18 protein-coding genes are annotated in these 21,498 nt (G+C 65.0%); 14 read left to right on the forward strand and 4 right to left on the reverse strand.

The window, feature by feature from the left end; translation table 11 throughout:
- Window positions 1-181: 181 nt before the first annotated feature.
- The 9 genes from JYA52_RS06655 (at window position 182) to aroQ (ending at window position 10,532) form a co-directional block, all read left to right on the forward strand.
- On the forward strand, window positions 182-1,126 hold the full coding sequence (locus JYA52_RS06655; RefSeq protein WP_205652407.1) for a carbohydrate ABC transporter permease: 945 nt from the start codon (window positions 182-184) through the stop codon (window positions 1,124-1,126).
- A gap of 10 nt (window positions 1,127-1,136) precedes the next feature.
- Window positions 1,137-2,066, forward strand: coding sequence for a carbohydrate ABC transporter permease (locus JYA52_RS06660; protein WP_205652408.1), 930 nt, complete (start codon window positions 1,137-1,139; stop codon window positions 2,064-2,066).
- Between the two features lie 51 nt (window positions 2,067-2,117).
- Complete coding sequence (locus JYA52_RS06665) at window positions 2,118-3,455, forward strand: ABC transporter substrate-binding protein (protein ID WP_205652409.1); 1,338 nt, start codon at window positions 2,118-2,120, stop codon at window positions 3,453-3,455.
- A gap of 137 nt (window positions 3,456-3,592) precedes the next feature.
- Window positions 3,593-5,803, forward strand: a complete 2,211-nt coding sequence (locus JYA52_RS06670; RefSeq protein WP_205652410.1) for an alpha-galactosidase — start codon at window positions 3,593-3,595, stop codon at window positions 5,801-5,803.
- Between the two features lie 97 nt (window positions 5,804-5,900).
- Window positions 5,901-6,914: a UDP-glucose 4-epimerase GalE gene (gene galE / locus JYA52_RS06675; protein ID WP_205652411.1), complete on the forward strand. Its 1,014-nt coding sequence runs from the start codon at window positions 5,901-5,903 to the stop codon at window positions 6,912-6,914.
- Window positions 6,915-6,980: 66 nt separating this feature from the next.
- Complete coding sequence (locus tag JYA52_RS06680) at window positions 6,981-8,261, forward strand: ABC transporter substrate-binding protein (protein WP_205652412.1); 1,281 nt, start codon at window positions 6,981-6,983, stop codon at window positions 8,259-8,261.
- Window positions 8,262-9,125, forward strand: a complete 864-nt coding sequence (locus tag JYA52_RS06685) for a carbohydrate ABC transporter permease (RefSeq protein WP_205652413.1) — start codon at window positions 8,262-8,264, stop codon at window positions 9,123-9,125.
- Window positions 9,125-10,015: a carbohydrate ABC transporter permease gene (locus JYA52_RS06690; RefSeq protein WP_205652414.1), complete on the forward strand. Its 891-nt coding sequence runs from the start codon at window positions 9,125-9,127 to the stop codon at window positions 10,013-10,015. Before JYA52_RS06685 ends, JYA52_RS06690 begins: the two co-directional genes overlap by 1 nt.
- Before the next feature lie 40 nt (window positions 10,016-10,055).
- A complete protein-coding gene (aroQ, locus tag JYA52_RS06695; RefSeq protein ID WP_205652415.1) occupies window positions 10,056-10,532 on the forward strand; it encodes a type II 3-dehydroquinate dehydratase in 477 nt (158 codons plus the stop codon).
- A 30-nt stretch (window positions 10,533-10,562) separates the two neighbouring features.
- Here the strand turns inward: aroQ and JYA52_RS06700 are convergent, their stop codons facing one another.
- A complete protein-coding gene (locus JYA52_RS06700) occupies window positions 10,563-11,747 on the reverse strand; it encodes a MarP family serine protease (protein WP_205652416.1) in 1,185 nt (394 codons plus the stop codon).
- A 191-nt stretch (window positions 11,748-11,938) separates the two neighbouring features.
- Here JYA52_RS06700 and JYA52_RS06705 point away from each other — a divergent pair, with 191 nt between their 5' ends.
- Window positions 11,939-12,616, forward strand: a complete 678-nt coding sequence (locus JYA52_RS06705) for a Crp/Fnr family transcriptional regulator (RefSeq protein ID WP_205652417.1) — start codon at window positions 11,939-11,941, stop codon at window positions 12,614-12,616.
- A 114-nt stretch (window positions 12,617-12,730) separates the two neighbouring features.
- On the opposite strand, the gene JYA52_RS06710 is transcribed toward JYA52_RS06705, so the two are convergent.
- The 3 genes from JYA52_RS06710 to sp36 are packed head-to-tail and all read right to left on the reverse strand — an operon-like array spanning window position 12,731 to window position 14,349.
- On the reverse strand, window positions 12,731-13,642 hold the full coding sequence (locus tag JYA52_RS06710) for an NUDIX hydrolase (RefSeq protein WP_205652418.1): 912 nt from the start codon (window positions 13,640-13,642) through the stop codon (window positions 12,731-12,733).
- 16 nt (window positions 13,643-13,658) lie between these two features.
- On the reverse strand, window positions 13,659-14,192 hold the full coding sequence (locus JYA52_RS06715) for a RidA family protein (RefSeq protein ID WP_205652419.1): 534 nt from the start codon (window positions 14,190-14,192) through the stop codon (window positions 13,659-13,661).
- Window position 14,193: 1 nt separating this feature from the next.
- Complete coding sequence (gene sp36 / locus JYA52_RS06720) at window positions 14,194-14,349, reverse strand: Sp36 family protein (RefSeq protein WP_205652420.1); 156 nt, start codon at window positions 14,347-14,349, stop codon at window positions 14,194-14,196.
- 37 nt (window positions 14,350-14,386) lie between these two features.
- Here sp36 and JYA52_RS06725 point away from each other — a divergent pair, with 37 nt between their 5' ends.
- The 4 genes from JYA52_RS06725 to JYA52_RS06740 all read left to right on the forward strand — a co-directional run bounded on the left by JYA52_RS06725 (window position 14,387) and on the right by JYA52_RS06740 (window position 21,497).
- Complete coding sequence (locus JYA52_RS06725; RefSeq protein WP_205652421.1) at window positions 14,387-16,720, forward strand: transglycosylase domain-containing protein; 2,334 nt, start codon at window positions 14,387-14,389, stop codon at window positions 16,718-16,720.
- Window positions 16,721-16,725: 5 nt separating this feature from the next.
- Window positions 16,726-17,670, forward strand: a complete 945-nt coding sequence (locus tag JYA52_RS06730) for a metallophosphoesterase (RefSeq protein ID WP_205652422.1) — start codon at window positions 16,726-16,728, stop codon at window positions 17,668-17,670.
- A gap of 105 nt (window positions 17,671-17,775) precedes the next feature.
- The gene (locus JYA52_RS06735; protein WP_205652423.1) at window positions 17,776-19,620 is read left to right on the forward strand and encodes an ABC transporter ATP-binding protein; all 1,845 of its coding nucleotides are present in this window, start codon (window positions 17,776-17,778) and stop codon (window positions 19,618-19,620) included.
- The gene (locus tag JYA52_RS06740) at window positions 19,617-21,497 is read left to right on the forward strand and encodes an ABC transporter ATP-binding protein (RefSeq protein WP_205652424.1); all 1,881 of its coding nucleotides are present in this window, start codon (window positions 19,617-19,619) and stop codon (window positions 21,495-21,497) included. The genes JYA52_RS06735 and JYA52_RS06740 overlap by 4 nt, the downstream gene beginning before the upstream one ends.
- Window position 21,498 lies beyond the last annotated feature (1 nt).

The following is a 21,498-nucleotide window of genomic DNA, read 5'->3' on the forward strand; positions in this document are numbered from 1 at the left end:
GCGCACTGGGCCTCGGTACGGTTTCGCACAGTCTTGCACCGGAATCTACTCGAGTCAACGTCTGCAACGTTGCAGAGAAAATTTCCTGAAAATCTCCGAGATTTAACTTGTTGCCGGATATCTACTCGTGTAGATTCAGTGGCGATTGTTAGTCACATCACACACTCAGGAAGGGTCGACGATGACCACCCTTACCAAGAATCCGCCCGCCGCAGCGCACAAGGCGCCGCAGCGTTTCAACCGGGGCCGTGGCATGGCAAAACTGGGCGATCTCAGGATCGCAATGCTGTTCATCCTCCCGGCGATGATCGGCTTCATTGCCTTCTACGTGGTCCCCACTGTCCGTGGCGTGTACCTCAGTTTCACGGAGTACAACATCCTCGGAGACCCCGAATGGGTCGGGTTGGACAACTACGCGGCAATCGCCAAGGATTCGCTGTTCTGGAATTCCCTGGCCGTCACGGGGCAGTACGTCCTCATGAACATCGCCCTCCAAACAGCCCTCGCGCTTGGACTGGCCCTGCTGATGCACAAGGTCGCCAAATCCACCCTCGTCCGCGGCACCCTGCTGCTGCCCTACCTGATGTCCAATGTGATCGCGGCATTGCTCTGGTTTTGGATGCTGGATTACCAGATCGGCGTCGTGAACCAATTCATCGAATGGAGCGGGCTGTCCCGCGTCGCATTTTTTGGTAGCGAGGAGTGGGCCATCCCCACCCAGGCCCTGATCAACACCTGGCGCCATATGGGCTACACGGCACTGCTGATCTTTGCCGGCCTTCAGGCTATCCCCCACCACCTCTATGAAGTAGCAAATTTGGATGGCGCGTCACCTTTCCAGACGTTCCGCAAGATCACCTTGCCTCTGCTGCGCCCGGTCATGGTTCTGGTCCTCGTCGTGACCGTGATCGGATCCTTCCAAGTCTTCGACACCGTGGCCGTGACCACCCAGGGCGGGCCGGTCAACGCCACCCGGGTCATCCAGTACTACATCTACCAGCGGGCCTTCACCGAGTCGGACTTCGGCTACGGATCCGCCATCGCCGTCATTCTCTTCCTCATCCTCGCTCTCGTGGCCTTCATTCAAATGAAGTTCCTCCGGGGCAATGAGTCGGACCTGGACTAAGGAACCCAGCATGAACTCGACAACCAGCCGCGCACCGCTGCCGGCCACAGCCCGCCGCCGTCGCCGCCCACTGACCGCCCGCCGAATGGTGGCCTGGGCCCTCCTCGCCCTGGCGATCGCCGTCTCCGTGCTCCCGTTCCTCTGGGTCCTCCGCACGGCACTGTCCACCAACGGGGCGCTGGCTTCGCAGTCGGCCAGCCTGCTGCCGGCCGACTTCACGTTTGGTGCCTTCAAGCGCGTACTCGGTCTCCAGAGCCCGGCAGAGGCGGTCGCGGAAGGCGGTTCCGGTGCCGCCATCAATTTCTGGCTGTACCTGCGCAACTCGATCATCTTCTCGTCAATAACCACTGCCGGCGCCGTGTTCTTCAGCGCCATGGCCGCCTACGCCTTTGCCCGGCTGCGTTGGAAAGGCCGTAACGCCGTATTCAGCCTTTTCTTGGGCACCATGTTGGTTCCGCCGATCTTCACGGCCCTGCCCAACTTCCTGCTGATCAAAAACCTGGACCTGCTCAACACGATGCTCGGCATGGTCCTGCCCTACGTCTTCATGACCCCCTTCGCGATCTTCTTCCTTCGCCAGTTCTTCCTGAACATGTCCCGGGAGGTTGAAGAGGCGGCCATGCTCGACGGTGCCAAGCACCTGCGCATCTTCTTCCAGATCGTGCTGCCCAACGCCGCCGCGCCGCTGGCCACGCTCGCGCTGCTCACGTTCATCGGCCAGTGGAACGAATACTTCTGGCCGCTGCTGGTCGGCTCCCAGGACGACGTCCGCGTCCTGCAGGTGGGACTAGGCGTGTTCAAGTCACAGTCCCCGCAGGGAGCACCCGACTGGTCCGGCCTTATGGCCGCCACGCTCATTTCAGCTCTGCCAGTTCTGGCCCTCTTCGCTGCCTTCGGCAAGAGAATCGTCAACTCCATCGGCTTCTCCGGCATCAAATAGTCCACTTCTCCTTCCCAAATCAACGAACCCTCCCCATCCGAAAGGTCCATCATGAAAAGAACCCTCGGCGCCATCGCCGCCGCCGCGACGATTGCACTGTCCCTCTCCGCCTGCGGCGGCGGAAACACTTCCGCCGAGGCCAAGGGCGAAATCAACTACTGGCTCTGGGACGCCAACCAGCTCCCGGCATACCAGCAGTGCGCTGACGATTTCACCAAGGCCAACCCGGACATCAAGGTCAAGATCACCCAGCGCGGGTGGGACGACTACTGGAGCACACTGACCAACGGATTTGTCGGCGGCACCGCCCCTGACGTCTTCACCAACCACCTCGGACGCTACGGGGAGCTCGCCGAAAACAAGCAGCTGCTGCCCATCGATGAGGCTGTAGAGAAGGACAACGTGGACCTGGCTGCTTACAACGAGGGCCTCGCGGATCTCTGGGTGGGCCAGGACGGCAAGCGCTACGGGCTGCCCAAGGACTGGGACACCATCGCCCTGTTCTACAACAAAGCGATGCTGGCCAACGCAGGGATCTCCGAGGAACAGATGAAGAACCTCACCTGGAACCCGCAGGACGGCGGCACGTACGAGAAAATCATCGCCCACCTGACCGTTGACAAGAACGGCAAGCGCGGGGACGAGGCCGGCTTCGATAAGAACAACGTCGCGGTTTACGGCCTCGGGCTCAACGGCGGCGGTGACTCCTCTGGCCAGACGGAATGGAGCTACTTCACCAACACCACCGGCTGGTCCCACACGGACAAGAACCCGTGGGGCACCCACTACAACTACGATGACCCCAAATTCCAGGCCTCTGTTGACTGGTTCGCCGGGTTGGTCAAAAAGGGCTACATGCCCAAGCTTGAGACCACCGTCGGAGCGAGCATGGCCGACACCTTCGCGGCGGGAAAGTCCGCCATCAACGCCCACGGGTCCTGGATGATCGGCCAATACACAGGCTATAAGAACGTCAAGGTAGGCATCGCCCCCACACCTGCAGGGCCGGAAGGCACGCGCGCCAGCATGTTCAACGGACTCGCCGACTCCATCTGGGCCGGCACCAAGAACCCCGCCGCTTCCGTCAAGTGGGTCGAGTACCTCGCCTCGGCCGCCTGCCAAGACGTCGTCGCTTCAAAGGCGGTTGTCTTCCCGGCGCTCAAGGCCTCTTCCGACAAAGCCGCGGCAGCCTTCAAGGCCAAGAACGTCGACGTCACGGCCTTCACCGAGCACGTCAAGGACAAGAGCACGTTCCTGTACCCCATCACCGACAACACCGCCAAGGTCAAGGGCATCATGGAGCCCGCCATGGACGCCGTCGTGTCCGGCAAGGCACCTGCCAGCTCCCTGACCCAGGCCAACGAACAGGTCAACTCCCTCTTCAAGTAGCGATGAAACTGGGCGAGAATCAAAGCCCAGGCATCCACTCAACACCACCGCAGCGGGGCCGGACCGCGCATCGCGCGCCGGCCCCGCAACACCCTTCATAACTGCAGCTTCTTGCTCCTCACGAAAGAGACTTACCTATGGATCCCCTGCACCTCCGTTCCGCCGGCACCAGCCTGGTGGTCAGCTTCAGCAGCGGGGAGGCCGAGGTCATCCACTGGGGTGCCGACCTTGGCAGCGAACTCCCTGACCTGTCGATCCTCACCGAGGCCATCCCGAACTCCGCCATCGACGCCACCGTCCCGGCGGGGCTGCTCCCCCAGGCGTCCTCCAGCTGGCGCGGACGGCCGGCCCTGCGCGGCCACCGGATCGCCGACGGCGTCTCCGGACTCGACTTCTCCGTTCGCCTGCGCACCCTGCGCGCCACGGGCAACGGCAACTCGGCCAACGTCGTCCAGCAGGATGCGGAAGCCGGCATCACCGTGGAATCCTCGCTCACTCTCCATGACGGCGGCCTGCTGGAACTGCGCCACACCGTCACGAACACCGGAATCTCGCCGTTCCAGCTGGACGAATTGGCCACGGTCCTCCCGGTGGCCCCGGACGCCGTCGAGCTTCTCGACCTGACCGGACGCTGGTGCCGGGAACGGCACCCCCAGCGCCGCCCCATCCAGCAGGGTACGTGGGTGCGCACCGGCCGCCACGGCCGGACGGGACACGACTCCTCGCTGCTGTTCGCGGCCGGCACCGCCGGCTTCGGCAACCGTCACGGCCGGGTCTGGGCCACCCACCTGGCCTGGAGCGGCAACCACGAACAGTTCGCGGACACCCTCGCGGACGGGCGCACGATGATCGGCGGCTCCGAACTGCTGGGACCGGCCGAAGTGGTCCTCGAGCCCGGCGCCAGCTACACCACGCCCACGCTCTTCGCCGCTTACTCGGACCGCGGCCTGGACGGCATCAGCGAGGCGTTCTACAGCTGGTTCCGTTCGCGCCCGCACCATGTGCTGCCCGCAGCTTCAGCGAATGCCGGGAGCGGAAAGCCGCGTCCCGTGGTGCTGAACACCTGGGAAGCCGTGTACTTCGACCACAACCTGGGCACCCTCATCGAGCTTGCGGATTCGGCCGCCGATCTCGGCGTGGAACGCTTCGTCCTGGACGACGGCTGGTTCCGCGGCCGCCGCGACGATACGGCCGGACTGGGCGACTGGTTCGTGGACGAGACGCTCTGGCCGGATGGGCTGACGCCACTCATCGAGGCCGTGACGTCCCGCGGTATGGAGTTCGGCCTGTGGGTGGAACCTGAGATGATCAACCTCGATTCCGACGTGGCACGCGCACATCCGGACTGGATTGTGGGTCCGGCCGCAGCCTCCCACAAGAACGGCGGACGCCTGCCGCTGGCCTGGCGGAACCAGCACATCATCGACTTGGTGAACCCGGAGGCGTGGCAGTACATCTTTGAGCGGATCGACGCCCTCCTGCGCGAGAACAACATCAGCTACCTGAAGTGGGACCAGAACCGCGACCTCACCGAACACGGGCACGCCGGACGCTCCTCCGTCCACGAGCAGACCCTCGCCGCCTACCGGCTGTTCGACGAACTGCGCAAGGCCCACCCCGGCGTCGAAATTGAAAGCTGCTCTTCCGGCGGGGCACGGGTGGATCTGGGCATCCTTGAGCGCACGGACCGCATCTGGGGTTCGGACTGCAACGACGCGCTGGAGCGCCAGACCATCCAGCGGTGGACCGGCATCGTGGTGCCGCCCGAACTGGTGGGCGGACACATCGGCCCCACCACGTCGCACACCACCGCCCGCACGCACGACCTGTCCTTCCGCGCCATCACGGCCTTTTTCGGCCACTTCGGCATGGAGTGGGACGTCCGGGAGGTCCAGGGCGAGGAGCGCGAGGAACTCAAGCGCTTCATCGGGCTGTACAAGGAGCACCGCGGGCTGATCCACAGCGGCCGGATGGTCCGGGCTGACGTCCCGGACGATTCGCTGATGCTGCACGGCGTGCTGGCAGGCTCCGTTGCGGGTGCCGCCGGTTCCATTGAAAGCGGCACGACGGCGGCCCTGTTCGCCTTGGTGAGCACACGCACCTCGTTCTCCGAGCAGCTGGGACGGGTTGCCCTTCCCGGGCTGGAGGCGGCAGGCCGTTACCGTGTGGAGGCCATCTTCCCGGCGCCCGGGGACGCCGATTACGCGCACACCTTTACGCAGGTCCAGCCGCCTGCGTGGCTGGCTTCCGGGGCCGAAGCCAGCGGCCGTTTCCTGGCCGAGGTGGGACTCCCGATGCCCAGTCTCAACCCGGAGCACGCGCTGCTGCTGAAGGTCACGGCCCTCTAGGCATCCACATGACCGCATCGCAGCCTGCCCCGCCGTTCCCCGCTCTCCGGAGCATGGGGGACGGCGGGGCAGGCTGCGCCCACCCAGAGGAACACACATGAAAATTCTGGTCACAGGTGGCACCGGGTACATCGGTTCCCACACTGTTCTATCCCTGCAGGAAGCCGGGCACGAGGTGGTGGTACTCGACAACCTGGTGAACTCCAGTGAAGAGTCGATGCGCCGGGTAGCCGAGCTGAGCGGGACGACACCCGAATTCCACAACGTCGATCTCGTGAACGAAGCCGCAGTGGAAAGGGTTTTTGCTGCCGGCGGCATCGACGCCGTCATCCACTTCGCCGGTCTGAAGGCCGTGGGCGAATCCGTCCGCGAACCCCTCAGCTACTACTACAACAACCTCGTAGGCACCCTCAACCTGATCCGCGCCATGGAGCGCCACGACGTCCGCTCCATCGTCTTCAGCTCCTCCGCCACCGTCTACGGCGAACATAACCCCGTGCCCTACGTCGAAAAAATGGAAATCGGCGCGAACAACCCGTACGGCCGCACCAAGGAACAGATCGAAGACATTCTCTCCGACATCGGCGCCGCCGACGACCGCTGGCACATCGCCCTGCTGCGCTACTTCAACCCGGTCGGCGCCCACCCGTCCGGCCGGATCGGCGAGGACCCACAGGGCATCCCCAATAACCTGGTGCCGTTCATCGCCCAGGTCGCCGTCGGCCGACGCGAAAAACTGATGGTCTTCGGCGGCGACTACGACACCCCGGACGGCACCTGCCTGCGCGACTACATCCATGTGGTGGACCTTGCCGAAGGCCATGTTGCCGCCCTGAACCACGTGGCTGACCGCGCCGGTGTATTCCGCTGGAACCTCGGCTCAGGCAAGGGCTCCTCGGTACTGGAAGTCCTGCGGTCCTTCGAAAAGGCCGTGGGCCGCCCCATCCCCTACGGGATCACGGGACGCCGCGCCGGCGACCTTCCCGCCTTCTGGGCTGATGCCACGTCCGCCCTGGCCGACCTCAGCTGGTCAACCACCAAGACCGTGGACCAGATGTGCGAGGACCACTGGCGCTGGCAGGAGAATAACCCCAACGGGTACGCCGGCTAGGACCACCGGGATCCGGCAACCACGCCCCCCTGGGCCTCAGTCCCCGTCGGCACGAAGGACTAACAGATGATTCAACTCAAGCAATGGCGGGCAAGAGCCCTCAGCGCCGCACTTGCCGCAGCACTGCTGACCAGCTGCGCCGCACCGCCGGCAGGGAACGAAGTCACGCTAAGTTTCTTCCAGTTCAAGCCCGAAGCTGTCCAGGAATTCTCCGGCCTTATCGCCGAGTTCGAGGCCGTGAATCCCGGCATCAGGGTGCTCCAGAACAACGTCCCGGACCCGGACACCGCCATCCGAACCCTCCTGGTCAAGAACAAGACACCGGATGTGCTGACACTCAACGGGAACGCCAGCTTCGGCCTCCTCGCCAGGGCCTGCGTCTTCGCCGACCTCAGCCAGGAACCCGCGGCGCAGGAGGTTCTGCCCGCAGTGCAGGACATCCTCGACGCCAACGGGAGGTGCAGGGACTCCGAAATCAACGGCCTTCCCATGGCGAACAATGCCAGCGGCATCCTGTACAACCCCGAGATTTTCGCGAAGTACGGGGTTTCCGTGCCTCAGACGTGGGAGGAGCTGATTGCTGCGGCCGAAACGTTCAAGGCCAATGGCGTCGCACCGTTTTACATGACCCTCAAGGACGCGTGGACCACCTCCCCGGCGCTGGTGAACCTCGCCGCCCAGCTGCAGCCCGAAGGCTTCTTTGACCGGCTCCGCGCGGCCGGTACCGACCGGAACAACAGCCCCGTGTCCTTCAGCAAGGATTACCAGGAAGTCGCCGACAAGCTCCTCCAGCTCTTCACCTACGCCCAGCCGGGCGCTGCCGGCGTCGATTATGCGTCCGGCAACAAGGCCTTTGCCGACGGCAAGTCCGCGATGTACCTGAACGGCAGCTTCGCCGTGCCGGCCATCAGGGCCGCCAACCCGGACGCAAAAATCGCCTCCTTCCCCTACCCCGTCACCGACAATCCCGCGAATACCACGGTGGTATCCGGCGTCGACGTGACGCTGGCCATGGGCCGGGAAACTCCCCACCGGGCTGAAGCGCAGAAATTCATCGACTTCCTTCTGTCCAAGGAAGTGATCGACAGGTACGCCAAGAACCAAAGCGCCTTCGCCCCCACCCGGTCAGCTGCGCCGCAGCAGGACCCGGCCCTGCAGGGCATGGCCTCCTACTTCACCTCCGGCAAGCTTGATGGCTACATGGACCATCAGCTGCCGCCGAGCATTCCGCTGGTCAACATCACCCAGCAGTTCGTCCTGGATGGCGACAAAGCGCGTTTCCTGAACACGCTGGACAACGAATGGTTCAAGATTGCCGCCCGCATGCCCAAACGAGGTGACCGGTAAATGACGCATACCAGCAAGGCCTTCTACTGGATGGCCATTCCTGCGCTGCTCCTCTTTGTGACACTGCATACCGTCCCGGCGCTAACGGGCGTGTTCTTCAGCCTGACCGACTACGCCGGCTACGGGACGTGGACCTTCATCGGGCTCGAAAATTACTTCAGCCTCTTCAAGGACGACCGGATCCTTTCCTCCTACAGCTTCACCTTTCTGTTCGCCATCACGACGACGATCATCGTCAACGTCCTGGCCCTTGGCATCGCGCTGCTGCTGAATGCCAAGATCAAATTCCAGACGGCGTTCCGCGGCATCTTCTTCATCCCCAACGTGCTGGCCATCCTCATCATCGGCTACGTCTTCAACTTCATCTTTTCCAACTCCCTCCCCCTGCTGGGACAGTGGGCCGGCATCGACTGGCTTTCGACCTCGATCCTGGCCAACAAAGACCTGGCCTGGCTGGGCATCGTGGCGGTCTCGGCCTGGCAGTCCATCGCCTTCAGCGTGATCCTCTACCTCGCTGGACTGCAGACCATCCCGGCCGACCTCTACGAAGCGGCGGACCTGGACGGGGCCGGCTACTGGCGCCAGTTCCGCTCGATCACCTTCCCCATGATCGGCGCGTTCTTCACCATCAACATGGTGCTGGCGCTGAAAGGGTTCCTGCAGGCTTTCGACCAGATCGTCGCCCTCACCGGCGGCGGTCCCGGCACTTCCACCGAATCCGTTGCCATGGTCATCTTCCGCGGCGGGTTCCAGGGCGGGGAATACGGCTACCAGATGGCCAACTCCGTCGTTTACCTGCTGGTGATCGTGGCCGTGTCCGTGATCCAGCTCCGGACCCTCCAGCGCAAAGAGGTGGACTTCTAATGGCCACAACTGAAACGGCAGCCTCAGCCCGGACCGCAGCGGATTCCCGTGGCCTGCGGCGGCGCGGCAGGAAGCTCGACAGCGTGAACTGGCCGCTGACGGCACTGGCTGCCGTCCTGGCCTTGACCGTGCTCATCCCGCTGTACCTCACCGTCGTCACCGCGCTCAAGACCCCGGACCAGCTTGGCGGTTCCGGCTTCGAGTGGCCCAGCCGCGTCCGGCTGGAGAACTTCTCCGATGCCTGGAACCTGACCAACTTCCCGCGCGCCCTGCTGAACTCCGCAATCGTCACCGTGGGCGCGGTGGTCCTCACCATCCTGTCCAACTCCCTGGTGGCCTACGCGATTGCACGCAACCTTCACAAGCGCTTCTTCAAGTTCCTGTACTACTTCTTCGTCGCCGCGCTCTTCGTCCCGTTTCCCATCATCATGCTGCCGGCTACCAAGGAAACCGCGGTCCTGGGCCTGGATAACCCTGTGGGATTGTTCCTGCTGTACACCGTCTACGGGCTCAGCTTCAATGTCTTCGTCTACACGGCCTTCATCCGCTCCATCCCGCGCGAACTGGAGGAAGCCGCAACGATGGACGGTGCCTCCACCTGGGGCATCTTCCGCCGCATCATCTTCCCGCTGCTCACTCCAATGAACGCCACCGTGGGGATCCTGACGTGCCTCTGGGCCTGGAACGACTTCCTGCTGCCCCTCGTCATCCTCTCGGACCCCGCGACGCGCACACTGCCACTGGCGCAGTACGTGTTCCAGAGCCAGTTCACTACCAACTACACAGTGGCCTTCGCGTCCTACCTGATGGCCCTGGCACCACTGCTCCTGGTCTACCTCTTCGCACAGCGCTGGGTGATCTCCGGTGTCATGCGGGGCTCCATCAAGTGACGTTAAGCCGCCACACGCCCAACGCGATAGATTTGCATTCATGACTGAAGCCTCCACCGCCACCGAAGCCGGCCGCGGCACCATCCTTGTCCTCAACGGCCCCAACCTGAACCTCCTCGGAACCCGGGAGCCGGAGAAGTACGGCACGGCAACCCTTGCCGACGTCGAACAGCTCGCCAAAGAGGCCGGCGCCGCGCACGGGCTGGACGTCGAGTGCTTCCAGTCCAATCATGAAGGTGCCCTGGTGGACGCCATCCACGCCGCCCGCGGCAAGGCCGTCGGCATCGTGCTGAACGCGGGCGCCTATACCCACACGTCCGTGGCCATCCGCGATGCGATCTCGGCGGTGCAGCTGCCGGCCGTGGAGGTGCACATCACCAATGTGCATGCCCGCGAGGAGTTCCGGCACCACTCCTACCTCTCGGACATCAGCAAAGCCGTCATCGCCGGTGCCGGCATCATGGGATACCGCTTTGCCGTGGAGTACCTTGCCGACCTGAATGCCGGCAAGGCCTGACAAAGCCCGGCGCTGTTGCTCACTGCGCCCCTACTGCTGGATGCACTGCCCCGATGACACGGCGCTGGTGAGTTCCGGAGCCTGCGTGACCACAGGACGCAGGTCGATCATGGGAATGGCGAACCCCAAGGCAGCGTCAGACGTGGTCTTGGCGAAGATCACGCCGGCCACTTCGCCGCCGGTGGTCAGCAGCGGTCCGCCGGAATTGCCCGGCTGGATGTCACCCGCGAGCCTGTAGACCTCGTCCGGAACGGGATTGTCGCCGTAAATGTCGGGCACCAGGACCGTGGAAATGCCCTGGACGGTGGCGGGCTTCGACTGGAAGGGGCCGCCGTGGGGGTAGCCCGCGAAGGCGGCGGCAGTGCCGGCGGGAAGATCCGGGCTCAGCGGCAGGGCGTCAGTGGGCAGGCCGTCGACGGCGAGTACCGCCAGGTCGCGTTTGCCGTCGAAGTAGACCACGCGCCCCGGCAGCGCGCCGCCGCCGGGCACCTCGACGACGGGCTGCGACACGCCCGCCACAACATGCGCATTTGTGACCACCCTCCCCGGCGAGACGACGAAACCGGTCCCCGTCTGGTTCTGGCCGCACTGGAACGCGGTGCCGGCGATCTTCAGGACCGACCCGGCCGCCCGGTTCAGGGTAGGGGTGTCGGTGCTGGCATCCGGAACCGGAACCTGCTGCTGCTGGCCGATGCCCTCAATCAGCCGGGGAATGCGGTCGCCGATCACCGCCGAGCGCAGCTGGGCCATGGTGGCCTTGACGGGGTTGGGGGTCATGCCGTCAATGAACCGGATGACCTTGGAGTCGGCGAGCTGCTGGGAAACGAACGGCACGCCGAGGGCACTGATGCTGAAGGCAAGCATGGACATGACGAGTGCCGCCACAACGACGTTGACCGCTCCGCCCACCATCCTGTCCACCGCACGCAGCGGTTTCAGGCGGACGGCGCTGCGAATGCTGCGGCCGATCGTGGTGCCCAGGGCGTTGCCCAGCACCACAAGGACTATGGCGGTGCCGATGATCGCGGTGAGCCGCCAGCTACTGTCCTCAACGAACTCGCTGACCACAGGCACGGAGAGGAACGCTGCCACTGCCCCGGCCGCAAAGCCGGCGATCCCGCCCACCGTCACCAGGAAGCCGTTGCGGAGGCCGTAAATCAGGTAGGACAGGAGCGTCAGGATCAACGCAAGGTCCAGAACAGTCAGGCCAAACAACGGGTCTCCTTACAGCCAGCTACGCCCCGATTGTACTGGCGGAGTCTGACAATTTGCCGTGGGCAGTCCGTGACTTCCGGGCCCAGGACGCCATTTGCCCCGGTTCTGCTGCCAAGTACGCCACAGATCCTTGAAAATTCTGAAACAATGGCACAAGCGCCCCAGCCGACACATTTTAATCAGGAGAATTCATGGACATCGAGGTATTGCGCCGCGCACCCCTTTTCGCCACGCTGGACGACGAGGCTTTCCGCCTGCTGACGGACGAGCTCACCGAGGTTGACCTGTCACGCGGGGCATCCGTTTTCCGTGAAGGCGACCAGGGTGACCAGCTCTACTTCATTGTCTCCGGCAAGGTAAAGCTCGGCCGCACCTCCCCCGACGGCCGCGAATCCCTGCTCGCCATCCTCGGCCCGGGTGAGCTCTTCGGCGAGATGGCACTCTTCGATCCCAGCCCGCGCACGGCAACGGCCACGGCAGTCTCCGAGACGCGTCTCGCAGGGCTGCGGAACGAGAGCCTGAACTCCCTGCTGCGGACCCGCCCCGAAGTCTCGGCGCAGCTGCTGCAGGCTCTGGCCCGCCGTCTCCGCCGCACCAACGACTCCCTGTCCGACCTTGTCTTCTCGGACGTTCCCGGCCGCGTGGCCAAGGCACTCCTGGACCTGGCCGACCGCTTCGGCCGCCCCGCCACGGACGGCGTCCTGGTAGCGCACGAACTCACGCAGGAGGAACTGGCCCAGCTGGTCGGCGCCTCCCGCGAAACCGTGAACAAGGCCCTGGCCGAATTCGTCCAGCGCGGCTGGCTCCGCCTCGAGGCCCGCGCAGTGGTCATCCTGGACATGCAGCGCCTCCGCCAGCGCTCCCGCTAGCAGACGCTGACGACGCGCAAAGGTACCCGGGACGCGCAAAAGGCCTGGTGACACCCACATGTGGGTCTCACCAGGCCTTTTGCGTGTCCTCAGGCAATTACCGCGTCGGGGCAGTCAGCGTTCGCGCTGGGGCTCGTGAGCCACCGTTTTCGCGGCTTCGACTTCGAGCATGAGCTTGCCGTCTTCCTGGACGAGCCGGGGCTGATAGACGTGCGGTGTGCGCTTGTAGCTGAGATAGGCGATGCAGCCGGTGGCGGCCGCCATCTTCTCAAGCATGATTTCAGAGCCCGGCACCAAGAGCTGGCCGAGGGTCAGCCCGACGGTGTTTTCCTGGCCCACTTCGTCACCCAGCGCTGTGGTGTCACGTTCTTCTATCACCTTGGTGGCGCAGACCCACCGCCCCCACACGCCCTTGCTCCCGAGAAGCGTCGGCTGCTGGTTCATCGGGACTGTGGCGGCGAAGTACCGCGTGTTGAAGCGGTGGTGTGCGAAGTCCGGGCTGAGCCAGTTCACCAGCGGCTTGAGCAGGTCCGTGCGCAGGGACAGCCCCCGCTGGGCCAGCACCTCGGTAAAGGTCTTTTCCTGCGAGGCCACGGCTTCGCGCACTTTCATCCATTCGGAGGTGGCAGTGCCTTCAACGGTGGTGGACACGTCCGGCCCGGCCAGGAGTACGCCGGTTTCTTCAAACAGTTCGCGGATGGCGCCCACAACGTGGCGGCGCGCCAGCCCAACGTCCTCCGTGCCCATCTGCTCGGCCCAATGCTGCGGCGAGGGGCCCAGCCAGCCGAGTGCGTCGTCGTCGGACGCATCCAGGGACCCGCCGGGAAAGGCGAGGACGCCCAGCGGTGAAGACCCGGGACGGTAGCCGAGCCAGGTCTCCAGGCCGTTGGGCGAATCGCGGAGCAGGACCACTGAGGAGGCGAGACGCGGTGCGCGGGGCGTCCGTTCTCCGTGTTCAAGCCAGCTTTGCGCCGCCCCTTCGAGGTCGGGGGGAAGGGCAAAGAGGCGGCGTGCTAGCTGGGGCAAAGGAAGCGACCGGGCCTTAGCTGAATTCCGCGATCAGCTCGACTTCGACGGGGGAGTCGAGCGGCAGGACTGAAACGCCGACGGCGGAACGGGCGTGCTGCCCCGCGTCGCCGAGGACCCGGCCAAGGAGTTCGGAAGCGCCGTTGATGACGCCCGGCTGCCCGGTGAAGGAGGGATCCGAGGAGACGAAGCCCACCACCTTGACGATGCGTGTGATCCGGTCCAGGTCGCCGATCACGCTCTTGACGGCGGCCAGCGCATTGACGGCGCAGACGGCCGCGTACGCCTTCGCGTCCTCGGGGGACACGGTGGGCTCGTCCGATGTGCCTTCGTTGCCCGCGGCGACTTTGCCCGTAGCTTCGAGTTTGCCGTCAATGAACGGCAGCTGCCCCGAAGTGTAAACGTGGTTGCCGGAAATGACGGCGGGCACATAGGCAGCCACCGGAGCGGCCACCTGGGGAAGGGTGATGCCCAGCTCGGCGAGCCGCTGCTCGACGGCGGAAATCGGCGCTGCTGCGGCGCCGGAAGCGGTTTCGCGGGGAGTCGTCATGCTACTGCTTCTCCCTCTTCAAGTAGGCCACCAGGCCGTTGCCTTCGGGGCCGGGGACAACCTGGACAAGCTCCCAGCCGTCCTCTCCCCACTGGTCCAGAATCTGCTTCGTGGCGTGAATGATGAGCGGAATCGTTGCGTACTCCCATTTGGTCATGAACTCAAGCCTAGTCGTTGCCGGTAAAGTGGAGAACATGGTGACTCGTAGGAACCCCATATTCGACACGGCCACTACCCTCGGAAAGATCTTCGCTTTCCTTGGCGTGAGCGCTATTTGCGGCGTCCTGGTGGCGGGCCTCCTGGTTCCGGCGGCCGCCGTTTCAGGCAGCTCGGCGAGCAGTTCGATCGACTTTTTTGACACTCTCCCGGCGGAGCTGCAGGTGGACCCGCCCAGCCAGTCCACCAAGATCCTGGCGGCGGACGGGAGCGTTATCGCCAACCTCTTCGCGGAGAACCGCACCCGGGTGCCGCTGGAGCAGATCTCGCCGTATATGAAGGACGCGGTGATCGCCATCGAGGACAGCCGGTTCTATGAGCACGGCGGCGTCGACACCACAGGTATCCTCCGCGCCCTTGTCGCCACGGCGCGCGGCAACAAGCAGGGTGCGTCCACCATCACCCAGCAGTACGTCAACAACGTCCTCAATGCCTCGCTCGAGGCGGAGGGCCGCGGGGAAGACATCAAGCTCAACGGCGTGAACAAGGGCGTGGGCGACAAGCTGCGCGAGATGAAGCTGGCCATCGCCCTGGAAAAGAAGTTCACCAAGGAACAGATCCTTGAGGGCTACCTCAACATCGTGTTCTTCAACCGTGACGCCTACGGCATCGAAGCCGCTTCCAAGTTCTTCTTCAGCACCACCGCGAAGGACCTGACGCTCCCCCAGGCGGCGCTGCTTGCCGGCCTCGTCAACAGCCCCTCCGCGTTCGACCCCATCTCCAACCCGGAGAACGCCAAGGTACGCCGCGACCTCGTGCTGAACGTCATGCTCAGCCAGAAGAAGATCACTAAGGCCCAGCACACCGCCGCAGTGGCCACCCCGGTGCAGCCCAAGATCACTCCGGCCCGGCAGGGTTGCGCCTACTCGCCCACCGCTCCGTACTTCTGCGACTATGTCCTGCACCTGCTCCTCAACAACCCGGCCTACGGTGCGGACCCCGAGGAACGCGAAAAGAAGATTTTCCGCGGCGGCCTGACCATCAAGACCACCCTGGACCCGAAGGCACAGAAGGCCGCGCAGGACCAGGTGAACGCCGCCGCGGGCTCCAACCCGGACAAGTGGGGCGCGGCCCTCGTCTCCGTGGAGCCGAAGACCGGCAAGATCACCAATATGGCCCAGAACACCTCTTGGTTTCCGGGCAAGGGAAAGTTCGACAGCCAGATCAACTTCAGCGTTGACCAGTACGACGACAAGGGCAGCGACCTGAACGGCCTCGGTGGCGCCCAGCCCGGGTCGACTATGAAGCCGTTCACGTTTGCCCAGTGGCTGGAGGAGGGCAAGTCGATGAACACCATCGTCAACGCCTCCCAGCGCCGCTACGGGCAGGACTTCCCGTGGCGGAACACCTGCCCCACCCCCACCGTCGGATGGTACGACAGCACCAACGGCACGGATGACCTCCAGAACGCCGAAGAGGGCTATTACCGCCCCATGACCGTTCTGGACGGCCTGAAGAACTCCATCAACACGGCCACGTTCGCCTCCGCAGCACAGGTTGACCTGTGCGGCATCCAAAAGGTCGTGGACGCCGTAGGCCTCCACGGCGGCCTGCCGGCCCGGGACAAGGACACCAACGCGGTGGTCGACGCGAATCCCAAGATCACCATGACCACCCTTGGCAACCTGCTTGGTTCGACTCAGACGGCCCCTCTGACCATGGCCAGCGCCTTTGCCACGTTCGCCAATGACGGCAAGTACTGCGCCCCGATTGCCGTCACTTCGGTGACCGACCAGACCGGTGCACAATTGCCGGCGCAGTCGACGCAGTGCCGGGACGCCATCAAACCCGACGTGGCCCGCGGTGTGAACTACGCGCTCCAAAAGGTCCTGAATGAGGGATCCGGCTCGCTCATTCAGCCCAGGATCTCCACGGACACCTCCTTCCCCATTGCGGCGAAGACCGGTACGTCCAACAACAACGGCTCCACCTGGGTTGTCGGCCACACCATGGGCCTTGCCACCGCAGCCTGGTTTGGTGACGCGCTGGGGGCCCAGGACAGGGCCGGCCAGAACGTCACGGTGAACGGCAAGTTCTACACCGGCATTGACGGCTATATGATCGCCGGCCCGATGTTCTCGCAGTTCATGTCCCAGATTGCGCCCGGCTATGGCACCGAACCCTTCCCGGAGCCACCGTCCAACCTGCTTTACGGCGCCCCCCAGTACCAGCCGCCCGTCCAGAACAATCCGCAGCCGGCCCCGAATAATCCGCAGCCCCCGAGCACCCAGGAACCGCCGAGCAAACCGCAGCCCTCGACCGGTACCGGCAACACAGGCGGCACCGGCAACGGCAACAAGGGGAATGACTGACGTTGATGGATACATCACAGCTGGCCAGCCGCGCGCGGAGCATCGCGCGCGGCTTTGCCGTCACTGCTGCAACCGGAACCGCAGTCGGCCTGGCCGCCACAGGCTACGGCCTCTGGGAGAAGAACCAGTTTGTGTTGCGGAAAGAAACGCTGCCCATCCTGCCTGAGGGCGAGGCCCCGTTCCGGATCCTCCACCTGAGCGATATCCACTTCGTTCCGGGGCAGAAGGCGAAATGGGAATGGCTTCGTTCCCTGGCCGAGCTGAAGCCGGACCTCGTTGTCAACACCGGCGACAATCTGAGCCACCCCAAGGCTGTGGATCCGCTGCTCACTGCCCTGGCGCCGCTCATGGAGTTTCCGGGCGTCTTCGTCCCCGGCTCGAATGACTACTATGCCCCCAAGCTGAAGAACCCGGCGTCGTATCTGCTGGGGCCGTCCAAGCTCAAGCGGGACACCGAAGAGCTGGACTGGCCGCGGCTCCGCTCCGGCTTTGGCATGGGCGGTTGGGTAGATCTGACCAACCGCCACCAGTCGATTGTGCTCAGGGGCATCCGTTTCGATTTCTCCGGCGTGGACGACCCCCACCTGAAGCGTGAACGGTACGCGGGCTGGCCCAGGGGCACCAGGGGCCAGGACTCCAACGCCCACCTGCGCGTGGCGGTCATCCATGCCCCATACCAGCGGGTGCTGGATCACTTCACGGAGGACGGCGCCGACCTGCTTTTGGCCGGCCACACCCATGGCGGCCAGCTGTGCATACCGGGTTACGGTGCGGTCATCGCCAACTGCGACATCCCGACGTGGCGGGCCAAGGGGCTGCACGACTGGCAAAGCAACGGCCATACGACGCCGGTCAACGTCTCGGGCGGCATCGGTACCTCGCGCTTTGCTCCCGTCAGGATCGCCTGCAAACCCGAGGCCGTCCTGCTGACGCTGACTGCCCGCCCCTGAATCACCTCCTGAGACACCGCTTCGACGCCGTGTGAACCGCGGCACTCATGGCATAGGGTAGTTGCTACGGGACACCACATTTGCACTTGAGTTCGAGAAGCGGGCATGGCCAAGCAGACTTCGTTTTTCAGATCCGTCAGCCGTCTCTATCCCCATGTGAAGCCGATCCTCCCCCGGCTTATCCTGGGGCTGCTGTGCGCCCTCCTGGCCAGCGTCGTTGCCCTCACCATTCCCCAGGTTCTGCGGGTACTGATCAATGATTCACTCCGGCCGGGCGCCACCGCGGATGCGGTATGGGCCTCCGCCGGCGTCATCCTTGTCCTGGGCATCGCCGAGGCTGCGCTCGTGGCGCTCCGCCGGACCTTCGTCATCAACCCGGCCACCACGGTGGAAACCCGGATGCGGGTTTCGCTGTACGGCCATTTGCAGGACCTCACCGTCTCCTTCCACGACCGGTGGGGCTCGGGACAACTGCTCTCCCGCGCCATGACGGACCTGAACTTCCTGCGGCGCTGGATGGCCTTCGGAGCGATCATGCTGGTGGTCACCACACTGACCGTGGTGATCGGCGTCGCCGTCATGTTCACCATGAGCTGGCAGCTGGCACTGATCTTCCTGGCGGCGGCGGTGCCCATCATGATTTACGGCTTCCGTTTCCGGACCCGCTTCAGCAAGGTTGCCCGCCGCAGCCAGGACCAGGCCGGCGACCTCGCCACCACGGTGGAGGAATCAGTCCACGGCATCCGCGTGCTGAAGGCCTTCGGCAGGAGCCGCGAGGCGCTGGAAACGTTCAACGGGCAGGCCGAGGAACTCCGCCAGACCGAGATCGCCAAGGCCAGGCACCAGGCCACCTTCAGCATGGTGGTCACGCTCCTGCCCGAACTGGCCCTCGGCGCCGGACTGGTGGTGGGAATCCTCCTGGCAGCCGACGGCCAGCTCAGCATCGGCGCGCTCGTGGCCTTCTTCGCCACGGCGGCGGTCATCGCAGCGCCCGTGGAGTTCTCCGGCATGCTGCTGGCCATGGCCCTGACGGCGAAGAGCGCACTGGACCGCCACTTTGAAGTCATGGACGTGCAGAACACCATCACCAGCCCGGCGAAGCCCGCCCGGCCCGTGGAACTGAACGGCGCCCTGGGCTTCCACGACGTCACCTTCGCCTTCGAGGACGCCCCGGACAAACCCATCCTCAAAGGCATCAGCCTGGAGATCCGCCCCGGGGAAACCATGGCGCTGGTGGGCGTCACCGGCAGCGGCAAAAGCGCCCTGCTGCAGCTTGTTCCGCGCCTCTACGACGTCACCCGGGGGTCCATCACCATCGACGGCGTTGACCTGCGTGACTTCAGCGTGGAGGAACTGCGCCGCGTGGTCGGCGTTGCCTTCGAGGACACCACGCTCTTCTCGAATTCCGTCCGCGACAACGTGCTGCTGGGTGCCAGGACAAACGCCGGCCTGGGTTCCGGGGGCGCCGGCGAGGACGAACTGGAAGCCGTCCTGGAGGAGGCCCTCGACACCGCCCAGGCACACTTCGCCTATTCGCTGCCGGACGGCCTGGATACCCTGATCGGCGACGAGGGGTTAAGCCTCTCCGGCGGGCAGCGGCAGCGGATCGCCCTGGCGCGCGCCATCGCGGCCCGGCCCAGAATCCTGGTGCTGGACGATCCGCTGTCCGCCCTTGACGTCAACACCGAGGAACTGGTGGAGCACCGCCTGCGGGAGGTGCTGGCCGGCACCACGACCCTCATCGTGGCCCACCGTCCCTCCACCGTCACGTTGGCTGACCGGGTGGCGCTGCTCGAGGACGGCCGGATCGCCGCCGTCGGAACGCATGCCGAACTGCTGGCGGCCAATGATCATTACCGGTATGTCATCGCCAGCCTGAAGAGCGAGCCCCGCGACCTCGACTCCGAATTGTCCGCCCTGGAGGACGACGCCGAGGAGGCCATCCGGTGAGCACCACAGCATTCGGCACCGCCAACGAGGACAACGCCCACCTAAGCAAGAGCGACAGCAAAGCCGTGCGACGCCGGTCGCTCGCCCTGCTGGCGTCGCTGATCCGCCCCGTCCGGCTGCGGTTCTGGTTCACCATCGCCACGGTTGTCCTCTCCCAGGCGGCGCGCGTCGCCGGGCCTGCCCTGATCGCCTTCGGCATCGACCACGCCCTGCCGGCCCTGCGCGCCGGCTACAATCTCCCGCTCGTGATGACCGGCGTCGCTTACCTCGCGGCGGCGTTGGCGACCGCAGGCCTGACTGCGCTGTATGTGACATCGACGGCGAGGCTGAGCCAGGCCATGCTGCTGGACCTGCGCCTGCGGGTTTTCCGGCACACGCAGCGGCTGAGCCTCGAGTTCCACGAGAAATACACCTCGGGCAGGATCATCGCGAGGCAGACGTCGGACCTGGAAGCCCTCCGCGAACTCCTCGATTCCGGGGTCAGCTCCCTGGCATCCGGCCTGCTGTTCATGTTCTTCACCGCCGTCACCGTCTTTGCCCTCGATTGGCGGAGCGGGCTGATCGTTCTCGCTGCCGGCGTTCCGATGTTCTTCCTGGCCCGCTGGTACCAGAAGCACTCCCAGATCGCGTTCCGCGAGTCCCGCGTGGTGTCTGCCCGGCTGATCGTGCACTTCGTGGAAACCATGACCGGAATCCGCGCCGTGAAGGCCTTCCGGAAGGAACGCGACAACGCCGCGGAGTACGGGGAACTGGCAGAGGAGTACCGAAAGGCGACGGTCCGGTCCATCAACCTCAACGGCGTGTTCCAGCCGGGGCTGGTGCTGACCGGCAACGTCTGCGTGGCCGCGGTGCTGCTCTTCGGCGGTTTCCGCGTGCTCAGCGGCGACCTCGCCGTGGGCGTGCTGCTGGCGCTGATGCTGTCCACCAAGCGCTTCTTCCAGCCCGTGGACCAGATGGCCATGTTCTACAACTCCTTCCAAAGCGCGCAGGCGGCGCTGGAGAAGGTGTCCGGCCTGCTCGAGGAGGTGCCCACGGTCCGCCCGCCCCGGAACGCCGTGGACCTGCGGGATGCCGACGGCACGGTCGAGTTCAAGGACGTCGAGTTCCGGTACGGCAGCGGCCCGCTGGTCATCCCCAGGCTGAACCTCAGCATCCCCGCGGGCCAGACGGTGGCACTGGTCGGGCAGACCGGCGCGGGCAAATCCACCCTCGCTAAACTCATCGCCCGCTTCTACGACGTCACCTCCGGTTCAGTCACGCTGGACGGCGTGGACCTGCGGCAGCTCGGCACCGGCGACCTGCGGCGGAACATTGTGATGGTCACCCAGGAGGCGTTTCTGTTCAGCGGCTCCGTGGCGGACAACATCGCACTCGGCCGGCCGGACGCATCGCGGGAGGAAATCGAGGCAGCGGCGAAAGCCGTGGGCGCCCACGAGTTCATCTCGGAGCTCCCGGAGGGCTATGACACCGACGTCAACAAACGTGGCGGCCGCGTATCGTCGGGCCAGCGCCAGCTGACCAGCTTCGCCCGTGCCTTCCTGGCCCGGCCAGCCGTGCTGATCCTCGACGAGGCCACGTCCTCCCTGGACATCCCCTCCGAGCGCCTGGTGCAGAGCGGCCTGGCCAGGCTGTTGCGCGGCACAGCGCACGACGGCGGCGCCACCGGAGGCGCTGAGACCGGGACCGCCGCCGGCGGCCGCACCGCAGCACGCACGGCGCTCATTATCGCGCACCGGCTGTCCACCGTGGAGACCGCTGACAGGGTGCTGGTGGTCCACGACGGCCGCGTGGTGGAGGACGGAACGCCGGAGGAGCTGATCGGCGGCGGGGGCCGCTTTGCCCGGCTGCACGGTGCGTGGAAGGACTCGCTCGTGTGAG

The organism is Arthrobacter pascens (assembly GCF_017052465.1).
Taxonomy (GTDB): domain Bacteria; phylum Actinomycetota; class Actinomycetes; order Actinomycetales; family Micrococcaceae; genus Arthrobacter; species Arthrobacter pascens.